This window comes from Limosilactobacillus fermentum (assembly GCF_013394085.1).
GTDB classification, from domain to species: domain Bacteria; phylum Bacillota; class Bacilli; order Lactobacillales; family Lactobacillaceae; genus Limosilactobacillus; species Limosilactobacillus fermentum.
Window position 1 is genome coordinate 1262128 of record NZ_CP040910.1, and the last position, 23907, is coordinate 1286034.

The 23907-nt window shown below is 54.3% G+C and carries 18 protein-coding genes and 3 pseudogenes; 11 read left to right on the forward strand and 10 right to left on the reverse strand.

Annotated features, from left to right (window positions below; genetic code table 11):
* The first annotated feature begins 6 nt into the window (after nucleotides 1-6).
* Together recU and FG166_RS06320 are read left to right on the forward strand one after the other, a co-directional pair.
* The gene (gene recU, locus FG166_RS06315) at nucleotides 7-642 is read left to right on the forward strand and encodes a Holliday junction resolvase RecU (protein WP_003683279.1); all 636 of its coding nucleotides are present in this window, start codon (nucleotides 7-9) and stop codon (nucleotides 640-642) included.
* On the forward strand, nucleotides 635-2899 hold the full coding sequence (locus tag FG166_RS06320) for a transglycosylase domain-containing protein (RefSeq protein WP_003683277.1): 2265 nt from the start codon (nucleotides 635-637) through the stop codon (nucleotides 2897-2899). Before recU ends, FG166_RS06320 begins: the two co-directional genes overlap by 8 nt.
* Nucleotides 2900-3013: 114 nt before the next feature.
* Here FG166_RS06320 and FG166_RS06325 read toward each other — a convergent pair whose 3' ends face one another.
* Nucleotides 3014-3925 carry a DMT family transporter gene (locus FG166_RS06325; protein ID WP_003683276.1) on the reverse strand — a complete coding sequence of 304 codons (912 nt, stop codon included), beginning with the start codon at nucleotides 3923-3925 and terminating at the stop codon, nucleotides 3014-3016.
* Nucleotides 3926-4047: 122 nt separating this feature from the next.
* Here FG166_RS06325 and FG166_RS06330 point away from each other — a divergent pair, with 122 nt between their 5' ends.
* Nucleotides 4048-5067, forward strand: a complete 1020-nt coding sequence (locus FG166_RS06330; RefSeq protein WP_003683273.1) for an aldo/keto reductase — start codon at nucleotides 4048-4050, stop codon at nucleotides 5065-5067.
* 733 nt (nucleotides 5068-5800) lie between these two features.
* Here FG166_RS06330 and FG166_RS06335 read toward each other — a convergent pair.
* The 5 genes from FG166_RS06335 to FG166_RS06355 form a co-directional block, all read right to left on the reverse strand.
* The gene (locus FG166_RS06335; protein ID WP_003683271.1) at nucleotides 5801-6808 is read right to left on the reverse strand and encodes a DUF1002 domain-containing protein; all 1008 of its coding nucleotides are present in this window, start codon (nucleotides 6806-6808) and stop codon (nucleotides 5801-5803) included.
* Between the two features lie 99 nt (nucleotides 6809-6907).
* Nucleotides 6908-7636 carry a DnaD domain-containing protein gene (locus tag FG166_RS06340; RefSeq protein WP_003683269.1) on the reverse strand — a complete coding sequence of 243 codons (729 nt, stop codon included), beginning with the start codon at nucleotides 7634-7636 and terminating at the stop codon, nucleotides 6908-6910.
* A 91-nt stretch (nucleotides 7637-7727) separates the two neighbouring features.
* Nucleotides 7728-9023 (reverse strand): asparagine--tRNA ligase, encoded by a 1296-nt coding sequence (gene asnS, locus FG166_RS06345; protein ID WP_004563225.1) that lies wholly within the window; start codon nucleotides 9021-9023, stop codon nucleotides 7728-7730.
* Between the two features lie 26 nt (nucleotides 9024-9049).
* Nucleotides 9050-9568, reverse strand: a complete 519-nt coding sequence (locus FG166_RS06350; RefSeq protein WP_003683267.1) for a cell wall elongation regulator TseB-like domain-containing protein — start codon at nucleotides 9566-9568, stop codon at nucleotides 9050-9052.
* A gap of 50 nt (nucleotides 9569-9618) precedes the next feature.
* A complete protein-coding gene (locus FG166_RS06355) occupies nucleotides 9619-12459 on the reverse strand; it encodes a helicase C-terminal domain-containing protein (RefSeq protein ID WP_003683266.1) in 2841 nt (946 codons plus the stop codon).
* 229 nt (nucleotides 12460-12688) lie between these two features.
* Between FG166_RS06355 and mvk the strand changes: the two genes are divergently transcribed.
* The 4 genes from mvk to fni are packed head-to-tail and all read left to right on the forward strand — an operon-like array spanning nucleotide 12689 to nucleotide 16885.
* Nucleotides 12689-13624 carry a mevalonate kinase gene (gene mvk / locus FG166_RS06360; RefSeq protein ID WP_003683265.1) on the forward strand — a complete coding sequence of 312 codons (936 nt, stop codon included), beginning with the start codon at nucleotides 12689-12691 and terminating at the stop codon, nucleotides 13622-13624.
* A gap of 1 nt (nucleotide 13625) precedes the next feature.
* Nucleotides 13626-14615, forward strand: a complete 990-nt coding sequence (mvaD, locus tag FG166_RS06365) for a diphosphomevalonate decarboxylase (RefSeq protein WP_003683264.1) — start codon at nucleotides 13626-13628, stop codon at nucleotides 14613-14615.
* A gap of 19 nt (nucleotides 14616-14634) precedes the next feature.
* Nucleotides 14635-15744, forward strand: coding sequence for a phosphomevalonate kinase (locus FG166_RS06370; RefSeq protein ID WP_003683263.1), 1110 nt, complete (start codon nucleotides 14635-14637; stop codon nucleotides 15742-15744).
* Nucleotides 15745-15799: 55 nt separating this feature from the next.
* A complete protein-coding gene (gene fni / locus FG166_RS06375; protein WP_003683262.1) occupies nucleotides 15800-16885 on the forward strand; it encodes a type 2 isopentenyl-diphosphate Delta-isomerase in 1086 nt (361 codons plus the stop codon).
* 156 nt (nucleotides 16886-17041) lie between these two features.
* On the opposite strand, the pseudogene FG166_RS06380 reads toward fni, so the two are convergent.
* Both FG166_RS06380 and FG166_RS06385 read right to left on the reverse strand, forming a co-directional pair.
* Nucleotides 17042-17800, reverse strand: a pseudogene (locus FG166_RS06380) (phosphate ABC transporter ATP-binding protein).
* 195 nt (nucleotides 17801-17995) lie between these two features.
* A pseudogene (locus FG166_RS06385) lies at nucleotides 17996-18649 on the reverse strand (RNA-guided endonuclease TnpB family protein); the annotation flags it as partial.
* 425 nt (nucleotides 18650-19074) lie between these two features.
* Here FG166_RS06385 and FG166_RS09720 point away from each other — a divergent pair.
* Together FG166_RS09720 and FG166_RS06395 are read left to right on the forward strand one after the other, a co-directional pair.
* On the forward strand, nucleotides 19075-19431 hold the full coding sequence (locus FG166_RS09720; protein WP_021353571.1) for a helix-turn-helix domain-containing protein: 357 nt from the start codon (nucleotides 19075-19077) through the stop codon (nucleotides 19429-19431).
* The gene (locus tag FG166_RS06395; protein ID WP_107760586.1) at nucleotides 19419-20303 is read left to right on the forward strand and encodes an IS3 family transposase; all 885 of its coding nucleotides are present in this window, start codon (nucleotides 19419-19421) and stop codon (nucleotides 20301-20303) included. The genes FG166_RS09720 and FG166_RS06395 overlap by 13 nt, the downstream gene beginning before the upstream one ends.
* Before the next feature lie 45 nt (nucleotides 20304-20348).
* Here the strand turns inward: FG166_RS06395 and FG166_RS06400 are convergent.
* Nucleotides 20349-20951, reverse strand: a pseudogene (locus FG166_RS06400) (helix-turn-helix domain-containing protein); the annotation flags it as partial.
* Between the two features lie 73 nt (nucleotides 20952-21024).
* Between FG166_RS06400 and tnpA the strand changes: the two are divergent.
* Complete coding sequence (tnpA, locus tag FG166_RS06405) at nucleotides 21025-21480, forward strand: IS200/IS605 family transposase (protein ID WP_137876780.1); 456 nt, start codon at nucleotides 21025-21027, stop codon at nucleotides 21478-21480.
* Nucleotides 21481-21530: 50 nt separating this feature from the next.
* Here tnpA and FG166_RS06410 read toward each other — a convergent pair whose 3' ends face one another.
* The gene (locus FG166_RS06410; RefSeq protein WP_035431171.1) at nucleotides 21531-22904 is read right to left on the reverse strand and encodes an RsmF rRNA methyltransferase first C-terminal domain-containing protein; all 1374 of its coding nucleotides are present in this window, start codon (nucleotides 22902-22904) and stop codon (nucleotides 21531-21533) included.
* A gap of 128 nt (nucleotides 22905-23032) precedes the next feature.
* Here FG166_RS06410 and FG166_RS06415 point away from each other — a divergent pair, with 128 nt between their 5' ends.
* Nucleotides 23033-23839: a Cof-type HAD-IIB family hydrolase gene (locus FG166_RS06415; RefSeq protein WP_003683913.1), complete on the forward strand. Its 807-nt coding sequence runs from the start codon at nucleotides 23033-23035 to the stop codon at nucleotides 23837-23839.
* The last annotated feature ends 68 nt before the right edge of the window (nucleotides 23840-23907 follow it).

Here is a 23907-nt window from a genome sequence, read left to right on the forward strand (position 1 = left end):
ATCGAGATGACGATCAGATACCCCAGTGGGCAACAACCGCCAAACGCTGGTCGGGCGGGGCAGCCAATCGTGGCGCCCCACTCCTCGAGTTTTGCCAAGCGGGGGATGTCCCTGGAAAAAGAAATCAACGACGCTAACCGTTATTACCTGGCCACTGAGCAGGCGGTGATCTACAAAAAGCCGACCCCGATCCAACTGGTGAAGGTCGACTACCCCAAGCGCAGTGCCGCCGTGGTCAAGGAGGCCTACTTCAAGCGCCCCTCGACCACTGATTATAACGGTGTCTACCAGGGTTACTACGTCGATTTTGACGCCAAGGAGACCCGGGGGAAACTTTCTTTTCCACTCAAGAACTTCCACCAACACCAGGTTGACCACTTTCGGCGGTGCCTGGCCCAGGGGGGCGTCTGTTTTGCCTTCATCCGTTTTACCACCCTTGACCTAACTTACCTACTCCCCGCCTCCGACCTGATCGCATTTTGGGATCAGCAAGGACGGGGCGGGCGTAAGTCAGTCCCCTTAACCACCATTAAAGATCGCGGCTTTCGGGTCAAGACCGGGCTCAACCCGGTGCTGGATTACCTGCCAGCTCTTGACCAACTGATCGCCGCAAACCAAGCTAAAGGAGCAGATCATGAATAATGAAGAAGTTTCTCGGCGAAGCCAACGCCCCCACAAGGATCGCGGCGGCCGGGGACGGGGCTCGATTCTAAAACGAATCTTCTTGTGGGCCCTTAGTCTCTTCGTCCTCGCCTTCGTGGCACTGGCGGCCCTGTTTTTCTACTACGCCTCCAGCGCCCCCACGATCACCGAAAACGACCTCAAGAGTCAAACCACCACCACGATTTACGATGCCAACAACAAGGTCATCTCGCGGTTGGGGGCCCAGAAGCGTGAATACGCCTCGAACTCGGAGATTCCAACCCTCTTAAAGCACGGGGTCGTTGCCATCGAAGACCGCCGCTTTTACCAAGGCCACGGGGTGGACCCGGTCCGGATCGTGGAAGCGGCGATCGACAACGTCTTACACCGTTCGAACGGGATGCAAGGGGGGTCCACGATTACCCAGCAGTTAGTCAAGTTGTCGGTCTTTTCGACGGCCGCTTCGGACCAAACCTTCAAGCGCAAGGCCCAAGAAGCCTGGCTGGCCATCAACGTGGAACGCCACTTCACCAAAAACCAGATCCTCGACTTTTACATCAATAAGGTCTACATGGGGAACGGGGTTTACGGGATGAAGACGGCCGCCCAGTACTACTACGGTAAGAGCCTAAAGGAATTGGACCTCTCCCAACTGGCCCTGTTAGCCGGGATTCCGCAGTCACCAACCTACTACAACCCGGCCAACACCGACACTAAGCCGGCCACCCAGCGGCGCAACGAGGTCTTGGCCGCCATGGTCCGGGCTAAGTACATTACCCAGGCCCAGGCCAACGCCGCCATGAAGGAAAGCGTCACCGACGGGCTCGATTCCACCCACGGTAACACCAGTTCCAACGATTCTAGCGTTGACGAAAAGGTGGTGGACTCCTATGTCAAGGAAGTCCTGACCCAGCTGGAAGCCAAGGGATACAACCCGAACACTGACGGCTTGCAAGTGCACACCTCCTTAGACCTGGGGGCCCAAGAAGAACTGTACAACGCCGCTAACAACACGGTTCCCTTCCAAAGCGATAAGATGCAGACCGGGGTCGCCGTCGTCAACCCGCACAACGGTCAAGTGGTCGCCATGCTTGGGGGCCGCAAGACCGGGGACGTGGTGTACGGGCTTAACCGGGCCGTGCAAACCGACCGTTCCTCCGGGTCAACGGCCAAGCCGATCATGGACTACGGGCCGGCCATCCAGTACCTGAAGTGGCCAACCTACTACGCCCTGTCCGACACCAAGTTCACCTTCCCGGGCACCAACACCGTCTTGCACGACTTTGATAACCAGTACAAGGGCACGATGACGATGCGGACCGCCCTGGTTGAATCACGGAACGTGCCGGCCGTCCGGACCCTGCAAGCCGTGGGGATTTCCCGGGCCACTAAGTTCTTAAAGGGCTTAGGGATCTCACAAAAGTCGGCCTACACCCTGGCTAACGGGATCGGCCTCTACGTCTCCCCACTGCAAATCGCCGCTTCTTACGCCGCCTTTGCCAACGGGGGAACTTACTACAAGCCGTACTACATCACTTCCATTACCACTCAGGATGGCAACACCATCAACTACAACAAGAGCGGTAAAACGGCGATGAATAAGGCGACGGCTTACATGATCACCGACATGCTCAAAGGGGTCATCAACTCTTCCGATGGTTCCGGAACGGCCGCCAAGCTCTCCGGGGTTAACCAAGCCGGTAAGACCGGGACGACCTCGGCATACTCGGCAGCCACCGGAACAACTTCCAACACCAACTCCGGGGTCATGGACTCTTGGATGGCTGGTTACACCAAGAACTACTCAATTGCGGTTTGGACTGGTTTTGACAACGCCAAGACCTCGATTTCCTCCTCGTACACCAAGGCGGCTCAGTACCTCTACCGGGACGTCATGCAGTACCTGGACGCCGAAAACCACGCCAGCGATTGGACGATGCCAAGCACGGTCGAAGCCGTTCAAGTTAACGGGGTCCGGCAGTTGGTAATCAAGGACTCCAAGTGGGCCCTGACGGTTACCTCTTCCACCTCGAGCTCTAGTTCCAACTCCTCTAGTTCAACGAGTTCCAGTTCTAGTTCTTCAAGATCGAGTTCTTCTAGTTCCTCGAGTGAAAGCTCCAGTTCCAGTTCGAGCTCCAGCTCTAGTTCGAGTTCTAGTTCCACCCCGTCTAGTTCGAGTTCCTCAAGCAACTCTGCTTCGACGCCAACTCCTGCTAGTTCCACCCCTACGACAACGCCAACGACACCAACGCAATAAAGCAATAAAGCACTAGCTGAATACAAAACAAGAGGCCTGGAGAAAGCAGCTTTCTCCAGGCCTCTTGTTGTCTATTCGAATGTCAAACGGAAAACGTGGCCAATAACATCCACCCTATTCCCGATACGCCAAGCGTTGGCGTCCCCGTTGTAGGATGTAAATGGCGATGATGACGATGACAATCCCGAGCGCTTCCACCCAGTTTAGGTTGAGGCTGAAAAAGATCACCGATAAGATCGTCGTCACGATTGGTTGCACCGCGTCCATGATCGAAACAACGTCGGACGGGGCGAAGTGAATGGCTTCTAACAAGAGGCCAAACGGGATCGCCGTCCCGAACAAGACGACCGTCGCCACCGAACCAACCAGGGTGACGGTGACGTGAGGCGGGTTAACCCAAAACGGGTGGTAGAGGTTAAATAAGATCCCGGCGATCATCGTCCCCCACCCTAACACCACCAGCGGCGGGTTCGTTTCGTTAGCCTTGCGCGGCAAGACGACGTAAAAGGCGGCGGTGATCCCGGAACCGATCCCCCACAACAGCGAAACCAGCGGAATCGCCAAGTGGGCGAAGTCACCCCGGGTGATGCAAAGGACCACCCCGACCAGGGCAATCACAAAGGCCAAAACGTCGCTGCGGATTGGCCGTTGCCCCCTAACCACGCTGCCCAACACAATAAAGAGGGGCGCCAGGTATTGTAAAATCGTCGCCATCGAGGCGTTCCCGGTCTGGATGGCGTAGTAAAAGGTTAAGAGGTTGGCCATCAGCCCGAAGATGGCGTATGTGATCACCGAAAGGGCGCTGCGCTTGTCAGCAAAAATAGCAAAGGTCTTCTTACCGTACAAAACCAGTGAAATGGCAAGCAGTAAGACGCCGGCGGAAAAGGTCCGCATTGACAGCATCCACGGGGCTGGGATGGCCAGGTTTTGCGAGATTAGTTGCAAAACCGTGCCGGAAATCCCCCAGCTCCCCGATGCCAAGGCCGCCAGCAGGATCCCGCGGCTGATCCGACGATAGTTATTCATGTTCGTTCCCCCTAAAATTAGTTACGAGTACCATCCTATCATAAACGAATAGCCGGCGCCATTTCTTTGGTTGGCAAGGGCGGCCTGCGGGGCTATTATTAAAAGAAAACGCTTGCGGAGGAATGATTATGCAACTAAAAGTAGATCGTTATCAAAACATGACTTACCGGCGGGTCGGCAAGAGCGGCCTCAAGCTTTCGGCCATTGGACTGGGCTTTTGGCACAACTTCGGCTCCGTTGACCCGTTCGATCAACAACGGGCGATCATCAAGGCCGCCCTCGACCTAGGGATTACCTACTTCGACCTCGCCAACAACTACGGCCCGACCCCGGGTAGCGCCGAAGAAAACCTCGGCCGGCTGTTGAGGACCGACCTAAAGCCCTACCGCGATGAACTGGTGATCGCCACCAAGGCCGGCTACCACATGTGGGAGGGACCTTACGGTGAGTGGGGATCCAAAAAGAGCATCATTGCGAGCGCCGACCAGAGCCTGACGCGGCTGGGGTTAGACTACGTTGACATCTTTTATTCCCACCGCCCCGACCCAGAGACCCCGTTTGAAGAAACCGCCCTGGCCCTCGACCAGCTGGTCCACCAAGGGAAGGCCCTGTACATCGGGATTTCTAACTACTCCGGCGCCCAAGCTAAGGAAATGGCGACGATTTTTGACGACTTGAAGACCCCCTACATCGTCTGCCAAAATCGCTATAACCTCTTTAACCGCCAGGTCGAAAGCGACCTCTTCCCTGAGCTCAAGCGGGCTGGCAAGGCCATGGTCGCCTTCTCACCGCTTTGCCAGGGCCTGTTAACCAACAAGTACCTCAACGGCATCCCGGCGGACTCACGGGCGGCCAAGACGACCAGCCCCTTCTTGCACCCAAGCCAAGTGGAACAGACCCTCGCCACGGTCAAAAGGCTTAACCAAATTGCCAGCGACCGGGGACAAACCCTGGCCGAAATGGCCCTTTCCTGGGACCTGAGGAGTGACCTGGTGGCCTCCGTGATCGCCGGGGCGTCGCGGCCAGAACAACTTGTCGCCAACGTCATGGCGCTCAACGCCCCCGCCTTCACCGCTGATGAACTGACGGCGATTGACGCTGCTCTGGCGGCCCAGGCGGAGGTTGATTGGTCAAGGGAATAGGGAAGTGTGACCCACCGGTAAGGCAGGCCGTGGGCTAAGGCTCGGACACAGGTTAGCGCGTCAGCGGTGTTCTGTGGCCTGACTTAGCCACTAGGCCTGCGGGTGGGGAGCACGTTATTGGAAGTGTGACCCACCAGTAAGGCAGGCCGTGGGCTAAGGCTCGGACACAGGTTAGCGCGTCAGTGGTGTTCTGTGGTCTGACTTAGCCACTAGGCCTGCGGGTGGGGAGCACGTTATTGGAAGTGTGACCCACCAGTAAGGCAGGCCGTGGGCTAAGGCTCGGACACAGGTTAGCGCGTCAGTGGTGTTCTGTGGTCTGACTTAGCCACTAGGCCTGCGGGTGGGGAGCACGTTATTGGAAGTGTGACCCACCAGTAAGGCAGGCCGTGGGCTAAGGCTCGGACACAGGTTAGCGCGTCAGTGATGACCCACCAGTAAGGCAGGCCGTGGGCTAAGGCTCGGACACAGGTTAGCGCGTCAGTGGTGTTCTGTGGTCTGACTTAGCCACTAGGCCTGCGGGTGGGGAGCACGTTATCTTAGGAAAGTGGGAAATAACCTTCTCGGCAGGTCGTATGACTAAGCTCGGACGAACGGTTAGTGCGGAACGCACTGTTCTTCAGCCTGCTTAGGCACTAGGCCTGCGGTTATTTACCACGTTTTCTGTCTAACATTCGGGAATACAACAAGAGGCTGGGAGAAAACTGTGTTTTCTCCCAGCCTCTATTTTTCTTTCTTAGTTAAACAAGTTTTGGATCCAGGCGATCAGCTTTTGGAACCAGTTTTGGGCGTCCTTGACCGCCGTCTTAGCGGCTTCGGAGTTGGCCCAGTTCTTGGACTTGTTCATCAGATCCCCGGTCGAGTTTTTAACGTTATTGATCGTGTTAGTCACGTTATTAACGTAGGTCTTGGAACTAGAGATCGGCGAATCCCGGAAGGTAATCAGGGCGTTGACGATCGTCGTTTGGGCGCTAGAACTGGTCTTGGAGGCAATCCCCTGGTTCTCCAGGGCCTTGGTTAAGATGGCCTGGATCTGGGCGGAATCGTCAGTTTGGCCGTCCTGCTTGTCTTGGGCGACTTGCTTAGAAACGTTCCCGACGGCGGCCATTAGCTTACCCGGGTACGAGGAGTCGCCCGAGTTTTCGTTAATTGCCCCCTGGGTGGCGTCCAGGACCTGGTTGGCGGCGCTGGTGTTTTGGCTGTCCAGGTTCTGCCCGTCAGCGGCCAGGGCCTTGTAAACCCCGGTCAAAGCAGATTCACCGGACACGGCCCGGTTGGCGGTCACGACGATCGTAACGTCGGTTACCCCGGCCATCTGGGCCACCATGGCGTACTGTTGGGCCGTCACCTGGGTGATGTTGGACTCGCCGTCGTACTTCTTGATGTTAACCCGCACCCCGGAACCCGGGTCGGACGGGGCGATCGCAACCGATGAAATCATGGCGGCGTTGGTGGTCGTCCCGTTGCCGATGTACTTCTCATAGTCACTCGCCGTGGCGGTCAGCTTTTCAAACGAGGAGTCGACCCCCATCGTCGAATTCAGGGTGGAGTAGGCACTCTCCGGCGCCCCCGCACCGTACACCACGTAGGATTTGGAGATCGTGTGGGTCGTTGACGTGGTACTGGATGATGATGAACTTGCCTGGGTCGTCGTGTCGGCGTGGGCCTGCACGGCGGGGACCACGGCCCCGCCACAGAGGAGTGCCGCTACCATCAGCGTCGTCATTAGGGTTCTTTTTTTCATCGTAATTCCTCCGTTAATGAAAGTACCCTTATTATACCCGTTTAGCTAAGCACCGGGGGCTTTTTCAGCACGATTTAGTGATTAATTAATGGTTGCCGGCTACTCAGTTTGGTCGGGGTGCAGTTTTTTAAGCGACGCCTTTAAAACTAATGGTTTATCACTGGTTGAACCCGGGCGCCCTTCCCCCCGTTGTTCCCGCGCCAGCTCGTACTGGTGCTTATCGGCCATCACTTGTTGTGGCGTCGTCAAGCGGCTCTGGCGCCAGCGCCGCAAGATCCCTTCAATGTACTTCAAGTTGTACTTACCGGCCAGCACCGCTTCTTTTAGGGCCAGCTGAACCAAATCTAACTGGTAGTGGTCCTCATCCAGCCACTGGTTGACCGTTTGCATCTCCATCGGCGAAATCGTGCGGCCAAACTCGACTTGGATCTGGTTGAAGAGTTCGGACCGGCTGAGGTCAGCCTGCTTTTGTTCGTTGACCACCCGCTCGTGGTTTACGGCCCGGGCCAAACGGTCGTAGAGGGGGGTGAAGTCGTAGTAGGCGTCCTCCTTGCCATCCGGTTGGCGGCGCAAGCGCTGTTCAACCAGGTTTTTCTTGGTCATTTGGTGGACTAGCTCAAACACCTGCTTGGAACTGGTCCCCAGGTGATCGGCAACCAGCTCGAGGTCGGGGGTCGGGTTCCCCCGGTCAATGTAAGACTTCAGCTCTAAGTAGACCATTAATTCCCCGGTGGTCATGTCGATGTCGTGGTAGTGATGCAACAAGAGGTTGGAAACGTTGGTGCTCCCTGCCTCCAGCATCGTCATCAAGAATTGATTTTCCGCCATTTTTCCTCCCCCACTAGGTGCTAACAAGAGGAGGCCGGGAATAACCGCAGTTTTCCCAGCCTCCTCTTGAATTTTTAACTATCGCTATTTATTACGGGTACAGACGGTTTAAGAGCCGTGGGAACGGAATCGTCTCCCGGACGTGGTCTTGCAGGGCAATCCACGTTAAGAAGCGTTCCAGCCCGAGCCCGTAACCGGAGTGCGGCACGGAACCGTACTTCCGCAGGTCTAAGTACCATTGGTAATCCTTTTCGTCTAAGCCGGCGTCAGCAATGGCTTGGCGCAGGGTTTCGTAGTCAGTTTCCCGTTCGGAACCACCGATGATTTCCCCGTAGCCTTCTGGGGCCAAGAGGTCGGCACAGACGTAAACGTCGTCGCGAGTCGGGTGGCCCTTCATGTAGAACGGCTTGATCGCCTTCGGGTAATTGAGCACGAAGACCGGCTTAGAGAATTGGTCGGCTAAGTAGGTTTCCTCCGGAGAACCGAAGTCTTCACCCCACTTGATGTCCATCCCGGCCTTTTGCAGCATTTCGATGGCTTCATCATAGCTAATCCGCGGGTACGGCAGCTGGGTGAACGGCTTTAAGGTTTCCGGATCGCGGCCGAGCACTTCTAATTCGCGGCTGCAGTCGTCAATTACCTTTTGGATCAGGTAGGCCACGTATTGTTCTTGCAGTTCCAAGCTTTCTTCTTGGTGCATGAAGGCCATTTCCGGTTCGATCATCCAGAACTCGATCAGGTGACGGCGGGTCTTGGACTTTTCGGCCCGGAAGACCGGCCCAAAGGAGTAGACCCGGTTTAAGGCCATCGCCCCGGCTTCTTCGTAGAGCTGACCGGATTGGGACAGGTAGGCGTCTTGGTCGAAGTATTCGGTGTGGAATAAGTCGGTCGTCCCTTCCGGTGCGTTCCCGGTCAGAATCGGCGGGTCGATCTTGGTGAAGCCGTGTTCACCGAAGAATTCGTAGTTAGCCCGGATGACCCGGTCACGAATCCGCATCATTGCTTGGGGCTTGCTGGAACGCAGCCACAGGTGGCGGTGATCGAGCAAGAAGTCGATCCCGTGTTCCTTGTTACCAATCGGGTATTCATCGGAGTCGCCGATCAGTTCGAGTTCTTCGATTTGGATTTCGTAACCGAACTTAGAACGGGTGTCTTCGTGGATTTCCCCGGTCACCCACAGGCTAACTTCTTGGCGTAGGTGGCGCGCCATTTCAAAGGTCTCTTCGTCGACCTTGTTTTTTAACAAGACCCCTTGGAAAAAGGCCGTCCCGTCACGCAGTTGCAGGAAGGCAATCTTCCCGCTGGACCGCTTATCGGTTAACCATACCCCAATGCGCACGCGTTCGTTGACGTGCTTGGGCGCATCAATGATGTTGATGGTTTGCACAATAATTCCCTCCAAATAGTGGTTGATTATAAGTTGTTGATTTGTTGGATGCTCTTGCCACTGGTGAAACTAATCAGGTCATAACACAGGTTGCCCTTTTGGTTCAAGTAGGTCACTTCCCAAACCGGCTTGTTGTTAAAGATGCCCATGGCCACCTTCAACACCCGCTTGGGGTTATCGGCCGTTTTAACCTCACTTTTGGCCTGACTAGCCGTTAATCCGGCGGACTGCTTGAGGACCCGGATGTCGCCCCCCTTTTGAGGCACCACCACCAAAATAGTTTGGCCCTTCGCATTTTTCCCCGCCACCGTGTAGTAGGTTTGGTCCCGATTGTAGATGTAAAAACCGCTCGTGGACTTTAACCCCGCGTACTTTTTCGCCATTGCCGTAGCCTGCTTTTGGGCGGCCGCCCGCGGGTGGTTAGCAATGGCGTACACGCTCCAAGTGACCAAGATGACTAGCAAAAGCGTCACGACAATGTTGCGGACCGTCTTTTTAAACAACCGCCGACTTTGCTGACGCTGAACGTCTCGCCGACTTTGCATAGAAGCCTTCCTTCCTAAAAATCAATATCTTTATTATTATAGCAAATTTCTCACTCGTTCGTGGCCGATTCCGGACCTTTTAGGAATTTTTTGGTTTTTACCACGATCAAATCGCTACTTTCGGCGATCACCGGCAGATCACTCGGCAAGGCTGCCTGGATGGTTTTACCGTAACGCTTGGTGACGAGGCGGGGGTCCAAGACAACCGCTACCCCCCGGTCCTGCGGGGTCCGCAAGAGCCGCCCCAGCCCCTGGCGTAAGCGCGTGGTGGCCTTCGGCAGTTCCACTTGGTAAAACGGATTCTTGCCGGCCGCCTTCAAGAGGGCGCTTTGGGCCCGGTTAATCACATCGTTAGGGGAGTCAAAGGGGAGCCGGGTGACGACCAAGAGCTCCAGTTGTTCCTTAGGCAGGTCAATCCCCTCCCAAAAACTAGCCGCCCCCATCAACAGTGAATTGGTGCCGGTGGCAAACTGCTTCAAAAGCTTTTCCCGGTTACCCGAGATCCCCTGGGCCAAGATGTCGCGTTGGTTAAAGAGGTCGGTGTTACGCAACTTGGCGTAGACCTGTTCGATCGTTAGAAGGGAGTTGAACAAGACCATCGTTTGGCACTGGGTCTTGGTGGCCAGTTGGTAAATCATCTTGGCCAGGTAATCAATGTAATCCTCGCCCGCCGTGGCGCCCGGCGCTGGCGCATCCTTGGCCACGAAGAGGCGGGCGTTTTGCCCGTAGTCAAAGGGTGATGCGAAGCGTTTCACCCGGACCTGCTTGCGATCGAGGTCGAGCTGGTTAAAAATGTAGGCCGACCGCCCCGAGGTAAAGAGGGTCGCCCCGACGAAGAGGTGGTTCAAAAAGTGGGGGTAAACCTCGCGGCTCAGGTAGTGGTTAGCTACCAAGAGGCCCCCGGACAGCTTGAGGGTGCTTTGCTCGTCCCCCTGACGAATCGTCAACCAGAAGACGCAGGCCTCCGGTTGGCTAGCCAGGAGCTGACCAGCCTCCTTAATCATCCTGGTGGCTTCCTTCAACCCGGCCAGCTGGCTCGCAAACTGGGTCATTAGGTAACGATCGGTCGCCAACCAAGTTTCGCTGCGGGAGGAAAAGAGGTGGTTTAGGGCGGTGAAGTGGAGGTTAATCGCCGACAGGGCCTGCTCTAGCCCGACCATTAGCGGGTTGGTCGGGGCTAGCATCCCGGCTAACTGGCGGTTGTCGATGGCCTGTTCAACCAATTCCCCATCTTGGCCCCCCTTTACCAGGCCATAGAGAGCCTGTTGAAAGTCCACCAGGCGCCCCTCGAGTTCGCGCAGATCGCTCGCTAGTAACTCGACGTTGTAAGCACCCAGGGGAAGGTTTTCAAACAGGGTTACCAGGTTCTGCTCCCCGGTCTGGTTGACCAGGTTTTGGAGCTGGTGGAGGATCATCATCACCCGCGCGAAGGTCAGGGTCTGCCGCGATTGACGGAGGACCGCCCGACTCAGGTGCTGGGCCTCGTCAACGACCAAAAAGGCGCCCCGATCGTCGCCACCCAGTTCAGCGGGGTGGGCAACCAAGTAGGCGTGGTTGGTGATGATTAGGTTAGCCGTGGCCACCTGGCGCGCCCGGCGAACCAGAAAGTCATCCTGGTAAAAGGGCGACTGCTTGTTGAGGGTCCGTACCCCGCGGTGGCGAACCTCAATGAAGTAGGCCGCCTGCTGGGCGTTTAGGTTCAACTCGTCGAGGTCGCCGGTCGTCGTCTCTAACAGCCACACCAGCATCCGGGCCTTGAGCGCCTGGGCCAGCTGGGAATCCTCGTGCACGGCCAGCGAGTGGGCGAAGCGGTCAATACTTAAGTAGTGATCGTTGCCCTTCACCACCACCGCCGTCAACTGGAAGGGCAGGTGGTCGTTTAAGATGGCGACCGTTTGCTTAGCCACCTGCTGTTGCAAGAGGTTGGTGGCCGTTGAAACCACGATCCGGTGGTCCGGGTAGGTCAAATAGGCCAGCGGCAACAAGTACCCCAGCGTCTTCCCCGTCCCGGTGCCGGCCTCTAAGACCAACTGGCGGACCGGCTCGTCTTGGGAGAACTGGTTATAGATGGCGTTCATCATTTTGGACTGGAGCGGGCGGTAGGCGAGGTCATCACCAAACAAATACTTCTTTTGGCGCTTGGTGGCCGGGTACTTCCCCGCCACCTGGGCGGTCGGCACGCTAACCGGGCGGACCTTGTGGAGGACCAGGCCGTTTGAAACGTACAGCTCCTCTTTGAGCGGCTGAGGTTCCACCGCCCGCTTGGCCAGTTCCCGTTCAAAGAGCCAGGCCGTCTTCTGCGGCAGGGTCAACTGCAAGTCAACGATGCTTTGCAGGGTGATGGTCGGCAGGTCAGCCAGCCGCTTTAAGAGCTCAATTAGGAGGTGGGCGGTCGCGACTGCGTCGGAAACAGCGCTGTGCGGTTGATCGTGGTCAATCGCCAGGTAACTGGTCAGATCCCGGAGCCGGAAGCTGGGCGCCGTGGGCATTAAAATCTGACTCAAGGTAACCGTATCGATCGCCGGGATCGTCAATGGCGCTTCCCCCGCCCGTTCAAATTCGGCGTTTAAAAAGGGAAAGTCGAAGTTGACGTTGTGGGCGACGAAAATAGTGTCATCTAAGAGGCTCTTTAAGGTCGGCGCCACGTCTTCAAACAGGGGGGCGCCCTTGACGTCGTTATTTTTAATTCCGGTCAGTTGTTCAATGGTTAAGGGAACCACCGTACGGGGATTGATCTTGGTTTCAAATTCGTTGATGACCTGGCCGTCTTGGACCAGGACGCAACCAATCTGGATGATCCGTGAACCGGTCTTAACGCTGGTGCCGGTCGTTTCTAAGTCGACCACCGCGTACACTGGTCCCCGTCGTTTTTTCTTTGCCAAACTAACCATCCCTTCGTTTCTAAAATTCTTCTATCGATTGTACTACACTTTGCCCAGGCGACAGGACAAATGTTTAGATTTTACCTGTGGATAAAAAGTGAGGGCTTTGCCTAATTCTACTGGTCAACTAAGTCAACCTTGCCCCACCGCCCCTAGTTAGTGGTAAAATGTAGTTTTGCAGGTGTAATGACACCACCCGAAAAAAAACGGCATCTCAATAGAAAGCAGGTTTGACTTCATGCAAGCAAGCGTCAGTGGTGAGAGCCACGCAAAAATTATTTTGATGGGCGAACACAGCGTTGTCTACGGAGAACCCGCCATTGCCCTACCGCTACCCAGCGTTGCCACGGTGGCAACATTAACCCGGGGTGGCGTGGGAAAGCGCCTGACGTCACGCTATTTTCAGGGGCCAATCGAGGAACTTCCCGCCTCAATGACCGGGGTGTTGAAACTGCTCAACGCCCTGACCGACCGCTTCAGCCCGGACGATAATTGGGAACTGACGATCGAAAGCGACCTCCCCGCCGAACGCGGGATGGGCTCGTCAGCCGCCACGGCGATCGCCATTATCCGGGCCTTCTTCGCCGCTTATCACGAGGAACTGAGCCACGCGCAGCTGCTTGAGTGGGCCGACATTGAAGAAGAAGTTACCCACCGGAGCCCCAGCGGCCTAGACGCCGCCACCGTTTCCTCCAGCACCCCGCTTTGGTACGTGAAGGGGCAAACCGGCCAAGCCATTGACATGGAGCTGTCCGCCACCCTGGTAATCGCCGATACCGGCATCAAGGGGGCGACCAAAGAAGCGATCGCCGCCGTTAAAGAACAACTAACAACCAACCCGGCTCAAACCAAGGCCCGTTTCGCCCACATGGGGCACCTGGTCGAAGAAACCAAGGTGGCCCTAGCCACCGATGACATTACCCGCCTCGGCACGGCGATGGACGAGTGCCAACAAGACCTGGTGGCCCTTGGCGTTTCTTCGCCGGCCCTCGATCACCTGGTTGCCGTGGCCAAGCAAAACGGGGCCCGCGGCGCCAAGCTGACCGGGGGTGGCAGGGGCGGTTGCATGATCGCCCTCACCGCTACCGCCATGGGGGCCCGCAAGCTAGCCGCCGTCCTAAAGGAAAACGGCGCCACCGCGACCTGGATTCAACCCCTGAAAGGAGACCATTAACATGACCACCACCGCCCGCGCCCACACCAACATTGCCCTGGTCAAGTACTGGGGCAAGCGCGACGCCGCCCTGATGCTTCCGCAAACCGACTCGCTATCCTTGACCCTCGACGAGTTTTACACCACCACCACCGTCAACTTCAACCAGGCCCTTAACGAGGACCAGTTTTACCTCGACGGTGAGTTGGTGAGCGCCAACAAGGCCCAAAAGGTCGTCAAGTTCATGGACCTGGTGCGCCAGCTGAGCGGACGAACCGAATACGCCCAGATTGCCTCGGTCAACAACGTCCCGATGGCGGCCGGGCTGGCTTCTTCGGCCTCGGCCTTTGCCGCCTTGGCCGGGGCCGCCGCTAAGGATGCCGGCCTGGACCTCTCCTTAAAAGACCTAAGCCGCTTGGCCCGGCGCGGGTCAGGCTCGGCCACCCGTTCCGTTTACGGGGGCCTGGTAGAATGGCACCGCGGGGTCGATGACGCCACTTCCTTTGCCGAACCGGTGCAAGAAGTCCCCGACTTTGACATTGCCATGTTGGCGATCCTCGTTGATACCAGCCAAAAAAAGGTCTCCTCGCGCGGCGGCATGCAACTGGTAGTGGAAACCTCACCGTATTACCCGGCCTGGCGCGAAGTCGTTAAGCGTGACATGGTGGCGATTAAAGAGGCGATTGCCAACCGTGACCTACCAACGATTGGCCACATCGCCCAGGAAAACGCCCTGCGGATGCACGCCCTCAATTTGGCCGCCGACCCGGGCTTTACCTACTTCGACGGCCAAACGATCCTGGCCATGCAAACCATTGATCGCTTGCGTGAGGAAGGCTTAAACTGTTACTATACGATGGATGCCGGTCCCAACGTCAAGGTGATCTTTGACCCGAAGGACCAAGACGACCTCTTAAACGCCCTCACCCCGCTCTTTGGGGCCGAGCGACTGGTGGTTGCCAAACCGGGCCCGGGGATTGAATTCCTCACAGAACCGGTAATGAAATTTTAAATGAGAGGATCTAACTAAGTTGATTACTGCAAAAGCTCCCGGCAAGCTCTACATTGCCGGCGAATATGCGGTGGTTGAAAATGGCTACCCCGCAATTTTGGTTGCTTTAAACCAGTTTGTTACCTGCACGATTACCGAAGCCAAGGATGAGGTTGGCCAAATCATTAGCCGCCAGTACCACGATAACTCCTTGCAGTGGCGCCGCCGTGGCGATCAGATGGTGGTTGACAAGCGCGACAACCCCTTCTCCTACATCCTGTCGGCGATTAACGTGACCGAAGAATTTGCCCGCAGCCTCAACCAGCGCCTGGGGATTTACAACATCCGCATCGACAGCCAGCTCGATTCCCAAAGCGGCAAGAAGTACGGCCTGGGCTCTTCGGCGGCGGTCACGGTGGCGACCGTTAAGGCCCTGTGCGAATACTACCAACTGCCGGTCAACAAGGAAATGATCTTTAAGCTGTCTTCGATCGCCCACTTCGACGTGCAGGGAAACGGCTCGCTGGGTGACGTGGCCGCCTCCGTTTACGGCGGTTGGATCGCCTACCGGTCCTTTGACCGCCAGTGGCTGTCCGAACAGCGCCACTACCTCGACTTACCGGCCCTGCTTTCACTGCCGTGGCCGGACCTCAAGATCGAACCACTCGATGCCCCGGCCAACCTAGCCCTGCTGATTGGGTGGACCGGCAAACCAGCCTCCACCTCACGCCTGGTTGATAAGATTTCACTCTTTAAGGCCAAGCAACAAGACGAGTACCACCGTTTCTTGGACCGTAGCAAGGCCTGCATTCACCGGATGATCGACGGTTTTCACACCGGTGACCTCGATAAGATCAAAGAAGAAATCCGCTACAACCGTAACCTCTTGCAGGAATTGGCCCACCGTTCCGGGGTCCAAATTGAAACCCCGTTATTAAAGAAGCTGTGCCAAATCGCCGAAGAATTTGGCGGCGCCGCTAAGACCTCCGGGGCTGGGGGTGGTGACTGTGGGATCGTGGCCATCGATGGTCACGCCGACCTGCCCGCCGTCCTCGATTCCTGGGCTAAGAGTCGCATCGAACACCTACCGCTGTCGGTCTACTTCGTCAACAACATCCGCCGCTACACCCTACAAGTTAAGCAACGCTAATCCAACCACGAGGCGGGCGTCGATAATGACCCGCCTTTTTTAGGAGGTTTTTGCAATGGAATCTGCTCACGCCCAACGTAAAAATGAACACCTTTCCCTCGCCGAAAAAGACTTTGCGCTCAATCACCAGGTTCACCCCTTTGATCAGGTGCGCTTAATACCGAATGCCCTCCCCGAAATGGCGGTTAAAGAAGTCAAGCTCAAGCCAGCGGGCTTGGCCCTGCCCTTTGAGTGGCCCTTTTACATTGAGGCCATGACCGGGGGGAGCCAACGGACCACCGCCGTCAACGCCTCCCTCGCCCGCTTAGCCAAGCAATTTAACTTGGCGATGGCTACCGGTTCGATGTCGGTGATGTTTAACGACGAGGCGGCCAAGGAATCATTTGCCGTCCTTCGCGAGGAAAACCCGGACGGCTTTTTAATGGCCAACCTGGGGGCGGGCGCCGATTTTAAAAAGGCCCGTCAAGTGATTAACTTCATTGACGCCGACGCCTTGGAGATCCACTTAAACCCCGCTCAAGAACTAATCATGAAGGAGGGCGACCGCGAATTTTACTGGTTGGAAGCATTGGCCGGCTTAGTTAGCCGCCTCCACATCCCGGTGATCGTCAAGGAAGTCGGCTTCGGCATGAGCCAACAAACCATCTCTCAATTAGAACAAATTGGCGTGCGGTGGATCAACGTGGCCGGCACCGGGGGAACCAACTTCGCCCGGATTGAGGACCGGCGTAACCACGAACTCGACCTGAGTGACCTGGTTAACTGGGGGCTGTCCACCCCCGAAAGCCTCCTGGAAGCCCAGCAAAAGTCGCCTTCCACCCACTTGATTGCTAGTGGTGGCATCACCTGCCCACTGGACGTAATCAAGGCCGGGGTACTGGGCGCCAAGGCGGTTGGGGTGGCTGGTTACTTCCTCCACCTCCTGATCAAAGAGGGCGAAGAAGGGTTAGCCAAGGAACTGCACCGCTGGCAAGTTGAACTACCCCGGTTAATGACCTTGGTGGGGGTCCGCAACTGGGATGACCTCTACCTAGTTGACTACCTGTTGAGCCCAGAACTGGAATCGTTCACCCGGCAACGCGGCTTAGTCAACCGACGGGGGATGGGGAATACCGCCCACCTCATTAACCCGCTTGGCTAAAGAGAGCTTGGCAAACAACCTTCCCGACAGGCCGTAAGTAAACTTGGACGAACGGTGATTGTCCCCCTTTTTACCTAACATTCGGATATACAGCAAGAAGCTGGAAGAAAACCGTGTTTTCTCCCAGCTTCTTTTTTGTGGATTGGCCACCCTCTTTTACCCAAAGCTCCCGGTTAGGTAGTCCTCGGTCGCTTGGAGGTGGGGTTTAGCAAACATAGTGGCGGTTTCATTATATTCCAGCATGTGGCCCATGTGGAAAAAGGCGCAGTAGTCGCTGATCCGCGAGGCCTGTTCCAGGTTGTGGGTGACGATGATGATCGTGCGCCCCTCCTTTAGGCGGGCCAAGGTTTCTTCCAGCTTAGCGGTCGACAGCGGGTCCAAGGCGCTGGCCGGCTCATCCAAGAGTAAGATGTCCGGGTCGACCGCGAGGGTCCTGGCAATGCAGAGCCGTTGTTGCTAGCCCCCCGAGAGGGCGAGGGCGCTTTTATCCAGGTCGTCTTTGACCTCATCCCAAAGGGCGACGTCTTTTAAGACCCGTTCAACGGTCGCATCCATTTCCTGCTTATCCTTCATCCCGTACTGCTTGGGCGCCAACAAGAGGTTTTCCCTGATCGAGCGGGCAAAGGGGTTGGGGTGTTGAAAGACCATCCCAATCTTTTGGCGCACCCGGTAAACGTCGGTGGTGGCGGTATTGATATCGACATCGTCATAGATGATCTTGCCGGTCACCTTGGCCACCTCATCGTTCATCCGGTTTAAGCACCGCAAGTAGGTCGACTTCCCCGAGCCGGAGGGGCCAATTAAGGCCGCAATTTGGTTCTTGGGAAAGATCAGGCTGGTCTCCACCAGCGACGGTTTGTCCGGGCGGTAGTAGACGCAAACCTTTTCGGTGTGAAAGATGCTGGGTCCCGCCACGGCAACGGTGTAGGTTTCGTGTCAACCACCACTGACTAAAGTCAGTGGCTTGTGAGCCGAATATCATCACGGATTTCGAACCACAATTTGCGTAGATAGGGACAACTTATTTGACCAACTGAAATTGTAATCAAACAGCGGTCGTCTAATTACCAACGCCTTTTATGTCCCCAGGTTGCCATAGGGACAGATAAGCTAGGCTAGTTTAGCTATTCCCTTATCAAGAATGTTTTTAGCTGCGTTCCAGTCACGAATATGGTGAATACCACAATTAGGACAAGTCCAGTTTCTATCATCTAATGTTAGTTTGTCCGTCCCATTAGTGCCCATTACAAAGCCACAATCGCGACATGTTTGGGTAGTATTTCTTGGGTTGATTGTGATAAATTGACGCCCATAAAGCTTTGCTTTATAAGCCAACATGCCAAGAAATGTTCGCCAGCCAACGTCAGAAATACTAAGTGCCAAAGCATGATTTTTAAGCAAATTCTTGCTACGCAACTCCTCGGCTACTACTAAATCGTGGTTCTTGATTAATGCGGTAGAAATTTGTTGGAGAAAATTATGCCTTTGGTTCATTACCTTGGCATGGAGTTTAGCGACTAACAAGCGCTGTTTTTGATAATTTTTACTATCTCGTAAAGAACGATGTTCTTTTTTTGCACGTTGTTGCCGTCTAGATAAAATGCGCTGTTCTTTGGCTAATTTGCCTTTAATAGTGCGGTAATATCGTGGATTAGGAACTATGTTGCCTTCACTGTCGGTTAAGAAGTTATCAGTATTAAGATCAATTCCAACATGTCCATGAGTAGCTTTGGACACTTTAACAAAAGATTCATCTGAAGCTAACGGCTATAATCCCCTTAAAGGTAACAAGTATGAAACCCAAGACTTATTATCGCTAGGGGGATTTTTATTTGCCAAGCTATTCGACACTAGATCGGCTATATTTTCTAAGTTGTTATCAGGATTCGGATCTTTCGATCAAGGTTTTCGCTGATTACAACGGGATCCACGATGGTTCATTACGTCGTTGGATTAAAGGATTCCTTCAGGAAGGAGTACTGGGGGTTAGGCGGAGCGCGACCAACCGCCGGTATTCAATTGACCTAAAAGTGGCAGCGGTTGTCGACTATCAAGATAACGGCTTATCACGCCAGGAAGTGCTTCATAAGTACAATATTCGCAGTAATTCTCAACTAACCGACTGGGTTATTCGGTACAATAGTGGCAAACTACTAGCACCGAAAGGCGCAGGAAAGCGGGTTAGGAAAATGGGACGGAAAGTCAGTTACGACGAAAAGATTAAGATTGTCCAGTGGGCACTTGATCATGACAGTGATTACCAAGTAACAGCTAAGGAGTTCGACGTTTCGTATAACCGAGTGTATGACTGGGTTCGAAAATATCAGGCCACCGGTAACTGGGAAGTCTTAAAGGACCGGCGAGGTAAAAAGCCGCGTCCCAAAGGTGACGCTTTAACGCGCGAAGAACAGTTAGAAGAAGAGAACCGACAACTCAAGGCAAAAGTTCGGCGCTTAGAAGTGGAGCGAGCTTTCGCAAAAAAATTGAGAGAAATACGCAATCGGGAGGTGGACGATCCGCAAAATACGAAGCGATTCAGGAACTAGTTAAGGAAGGTTACACAGTGACCGAGTTGGCGGCGGTAGCAAACACGTCGCGTAAGTCATATTACATTTGGCTCAAGAAAAGGCAGATCAAGACCCAGCAAGAAATCGAGAATGCGAAGATTTTGGCGGCGATTCGTCAAATCGAGAAACGCCATTTGAACTGTGCGGGTTACCGGAAGGTCACGGCCATTCTTAATAGCGATACCAGCAAGATTAAAGAGTACACTTTTAGCTTCGACTTCCCGATTAACATTAAACGGGTCCGGCGGATTATGCGTGAGCACGGGATCAAAGCTGACATTCGCCAACCGCGTCGTAACCGGGTTAAAGAACAACAACAGTACCTTGAAGACAATGTATTACATCGCCAATTTGCCCCTGACCAGCCTAATAAGGTCTGGGTGACTGATACTACGGAACTTACTTACGGTCGTGGAAACAAGGTACGACTGCACGCAATCATAGATTTGTATGGGAACTATGCGCTTAGTTACTTCATATCTCCAACCGAAACCGCCAAGGACGTAATTAAAGCTTTTGAATTGGCTAAACAGAAGACCAGTAGGTTGGCTCCGTTAATTCATACAGATCGTGGATCTGCCTACACTTCAAGGGAATTCAGTAATTACCTTATCCAAAACCAATGCGTCCACAGTATGTCAGCGCCGGGGACCCCGGCTGATAATGCGGTAATTGAGCGCTGGTGGTGTGACTTCAAACATCTGTGGCTGGCACACCAGCCAGCGCCTCAAACGTATGACCAACTCTTAAAGTTAGTGGCAGAAGGCGTTAAGTACTTCAACACCGTTGAAATATCCGGTAAAAGAAAGAATCTCACCGCTGTAGATTACTACAGAAGTGAGATTGCATAACTTAATAATTTTAGATTTCTAAAGTGTTACCTTGACAGGGGGCAGTGCCAACTGCATTGATAAAAAGAAGCGATCCGCTGAATCTTTAGTCAACGTCACGGTACCAATTCTAGTCTCGCATATTCTTTTCAAAAGCCGTGCTTGCGAACCGGCAACACGTAACAGTCCTATTTTAGGTACTTTGACATGACTATTATCTAGAAAACAGACTGTACCGTTAGTTAGTAACGCAGTTTTTTGCCCCGGGTATTGACAATTGGTTTGATACCGCCAGTGATAACTCTTTCGATGAAATTTGGGAACGCCAGTGGCGTGAACCTTCCGAAAAGCATTCCAAGCTTTTCGATAGTTCTGAATGGCATTAGCTTTCGTCAAACTATCAATTCGTTTATCTTCTAAGAATTGATAGTGATTAGACATTTGCTTAGCGTTTTGGCGCATAGTTAGTTGCTTAATACGATCCTGAACTATGTCAATCGGTAGCTTAACTCTGCGAAGCTGCATCAGTTCCTTATTGATCGCAACCATTTCGTTATAGATAAAGCGACTAGCGTCACTGTTGATTTTAATCAACTGCTTTTGTTGGTCACTAGGATAGCAGCGCATTTTTAGGCCATAATGATATTCCATTTTTGCCATTGACTTCATTTGATTTCACCTCCTTTATTGACATGATAACATTATATCATGATGTCAATGTATTAACAAAGGAGAGCATATTATGACTAAAGAAAAAATCAAAGATGCCATTTATACTCGTCGTTATATCTATAATTTCCATTATCATTTGATCTGGGTAACTAAGTATCGCAATCAGACTTTTACAACCGAGGTCTTATCTAACGAAATGAAAGCTATCTTGCAGCAAGTTGCAGATGACAATGACATCGTAATCGAAAAGATGGAAGTCATGCCGGATCACATTCATATGCTGATCAGTTTTCCGCCAAGCAAAGCTCCGGCTAGTGCCATTAAGGCGCTCAAAGGACGTAGTGCCTATATTTTTTTACAGAATCATCCAGAAATACGATGTAGCCAATATTGGGGCGGTCATCTTTGGTCGCCGAGTTACTATATGAGTACATTGGGCAATATGAGCAAAGAAGTTGTCGAGAAATATATCAATAACCAAAAATATACAGAAACAAACAAAAAGCCCCATAAAGGGGCTCAATAGTGGCCTATCCATCCCATGACTAAAGTCACGGGATTCCCGGCTAATATTAATTAAAACCGCAAGCCCTTGGGGAAGAAGTTCTTCAGGGTCCCGTTGACCAACTTGCCCCAGCCTGCGGCGTGTTGGTCGCACTCAACCAGGTACCAGCCGTTCTTTGGGGCGTCCTGAATAGTGAGGGTATCGCCGTGGACGTAGGTTCGCCAGGCCGGTTCGTCCACTTCCACAACCTGGGTGCAAGTGGCCGGCTTGGTGGCTAACGCCAGCGCCAGGGCCGGTTCGAAGCGGTTCTTCTTGAAGACCCCCAGCTGCAGGCCCGGCCGAATGAGGCTCATCTGATCAATCGCTGGCATCCCCACCGGCAGGTCATAGAGGTAGTCACCAAAGACGACCAACTGGCCCGCTTCGTAATTAGGCAACACCTTTGTTTGGAAGTCTTGCCACAGGGCTTGTTGTTCCTTAGTGGGGGCAAACTTACTCCGTTGACCACGGCCTTTTTTCTTCTTGTTTTTCTTGGTGGGGAGGACGGGTTCTTCACCGTTCTTAACGAACTTAGCAATGAAGTGGCCCTCGCCCTTGAAGTGGTGGGGAAAGAGGCGCAGCGCCTTAGTTAATTCGGGGTTACCGTCCGCCCACTCCGGCCGGCCGGCGTCCATGCCCGGCGCCTTTTCTAATTCGACCATCGTTAGGTCGTAGTTGTTTAGAAGCCAAGCTGCCATTTGCTCATCTTCTTCGGGGGCAAAGGTACAAGTCGAATAAACCAGGGTCCCACCCGGCTTGAGCATTTTCAGCGCCGAGGTTAAAATGTGGCGCTGACGGTTGGCACACTCGGCCGGGTAGTCCTCGTTCCAATACTCAATGCCGGCCGGCTCCTTTCTAAACATCCCCTCCCCCGAGCACGGGGCGTCGACCAGGATCCGGTCAAAAAAGGCCGGGAACTGCTTTTCCAGTTGGTCGGGGCTTTCGTTGGCCACCACCACGTGCTTAGCCCCCCACCGCTCCAGGTTTTCGGCCAGGACCTGGGCCCGGTTCTTAAAGATTTCGTTGGCGACCAAGAGGCCCTCGTCGTTCATCTTAGCGATCAGGTGGGTTGACTTGCCCCCCGGGGCGGCGCACAGGTCCAAGACCCGTTCGCCGGGTTGCGGATCGGCAAACTCGCCGACTAGCATCGCCGAGGGTTCCTGACTGTAGACCCAACCAGTGACGTGATCGAGGCTGTGGCCGTCCACTTTGCCCAGGTACCCGTTGGTAACGTAGGGGCTTTGGCCTGCCGCCGCTTCAATCGTTGCGGTTGGCTGACCCGGTTTTAAGGGGTTGGCCCGAAAGCCACTTTGGACGGTCCCGGAAGTCAGGGCAGCCAAAAAGGCCGGGGCCTCCTCTTTTAACAGGCGTTGGTACTTTTCAATAAAGGCAGTTGGTAATTGCACGATGGTTTCCTCGTTTTCTTTTGACATCCGTTTCATTTTACCCGTCTAACTAGGGGCGCGCAAGATTTGTCAAGGCGCTCCTTGGTCGGTATAATCAAGCTATTGACTTTAAAAAGCGAGGGATAAGCATGGACCAACACTTGATCGCCCTAGACATGGACGGCACCACCTTAAATAACCAATCTAAGCTGACCGACCACACCGTCAGCACCCTGCGCCGGCTAGCTAACGATGGCCACCTGGTGGTGATCGTGACCGGGCGGCCCTGGTTGATCTCGGCGCACCTTTACGACCAGATCGGCCTCAAGTCGCCGATCATCAATTTTAACGGCGCCCTGGCCCACCTGCCCTACCAAAATTGGAAACACGAGTACGCCATTAAGGTGACCCGCGAACTAACCCTAGACATGCTAGAAAGCCGCCGAGAACTAGGAGTTCAAACCCTAATCGCCGAGGACAAGCACCACGTCTGGGCGGACCACCCGTCAAACGAACTGCCGGAATTTTTGCCGGCCCAACTCAGCGACGACCAGATCCTTAACGAGCGCAATTTAACTGACAACCCGATCGCCCTGACGATTCAGTTTGACCCCGCCAAAAAAGACGCAATCATCAACCGGGTCAACGAGCGCTACGGTGACTTTGTCGAACCCCGGGTCTGGGGCGGGGGCTATTCGATCATGGAGCTGATCCACCGCGGCACCCACAAGGAAACCGCCCTGTCTTATTTAGCCCACCACTTCCAAATCGACCGCCAACACATCGTGGCCTTTGGCGATGAGCAAAACGACCTCGAAATGATCGACTTCGCCGGCCACGGGGTTGCAATGAAAAATGCCATCCCCGAGCTCAAGGCCGTCGCTAAGGACGTGACGACCCTAGACAACGAGCACGATGGGGTCGCTGATTACTTGGAGAAGTACTTTCAATTGTAGTGAGTGCGACCCAACCTTCGAAACGGGCCGTATAGCTAAGCTAGGGCGAACGGTTGGTACGCCAGCAC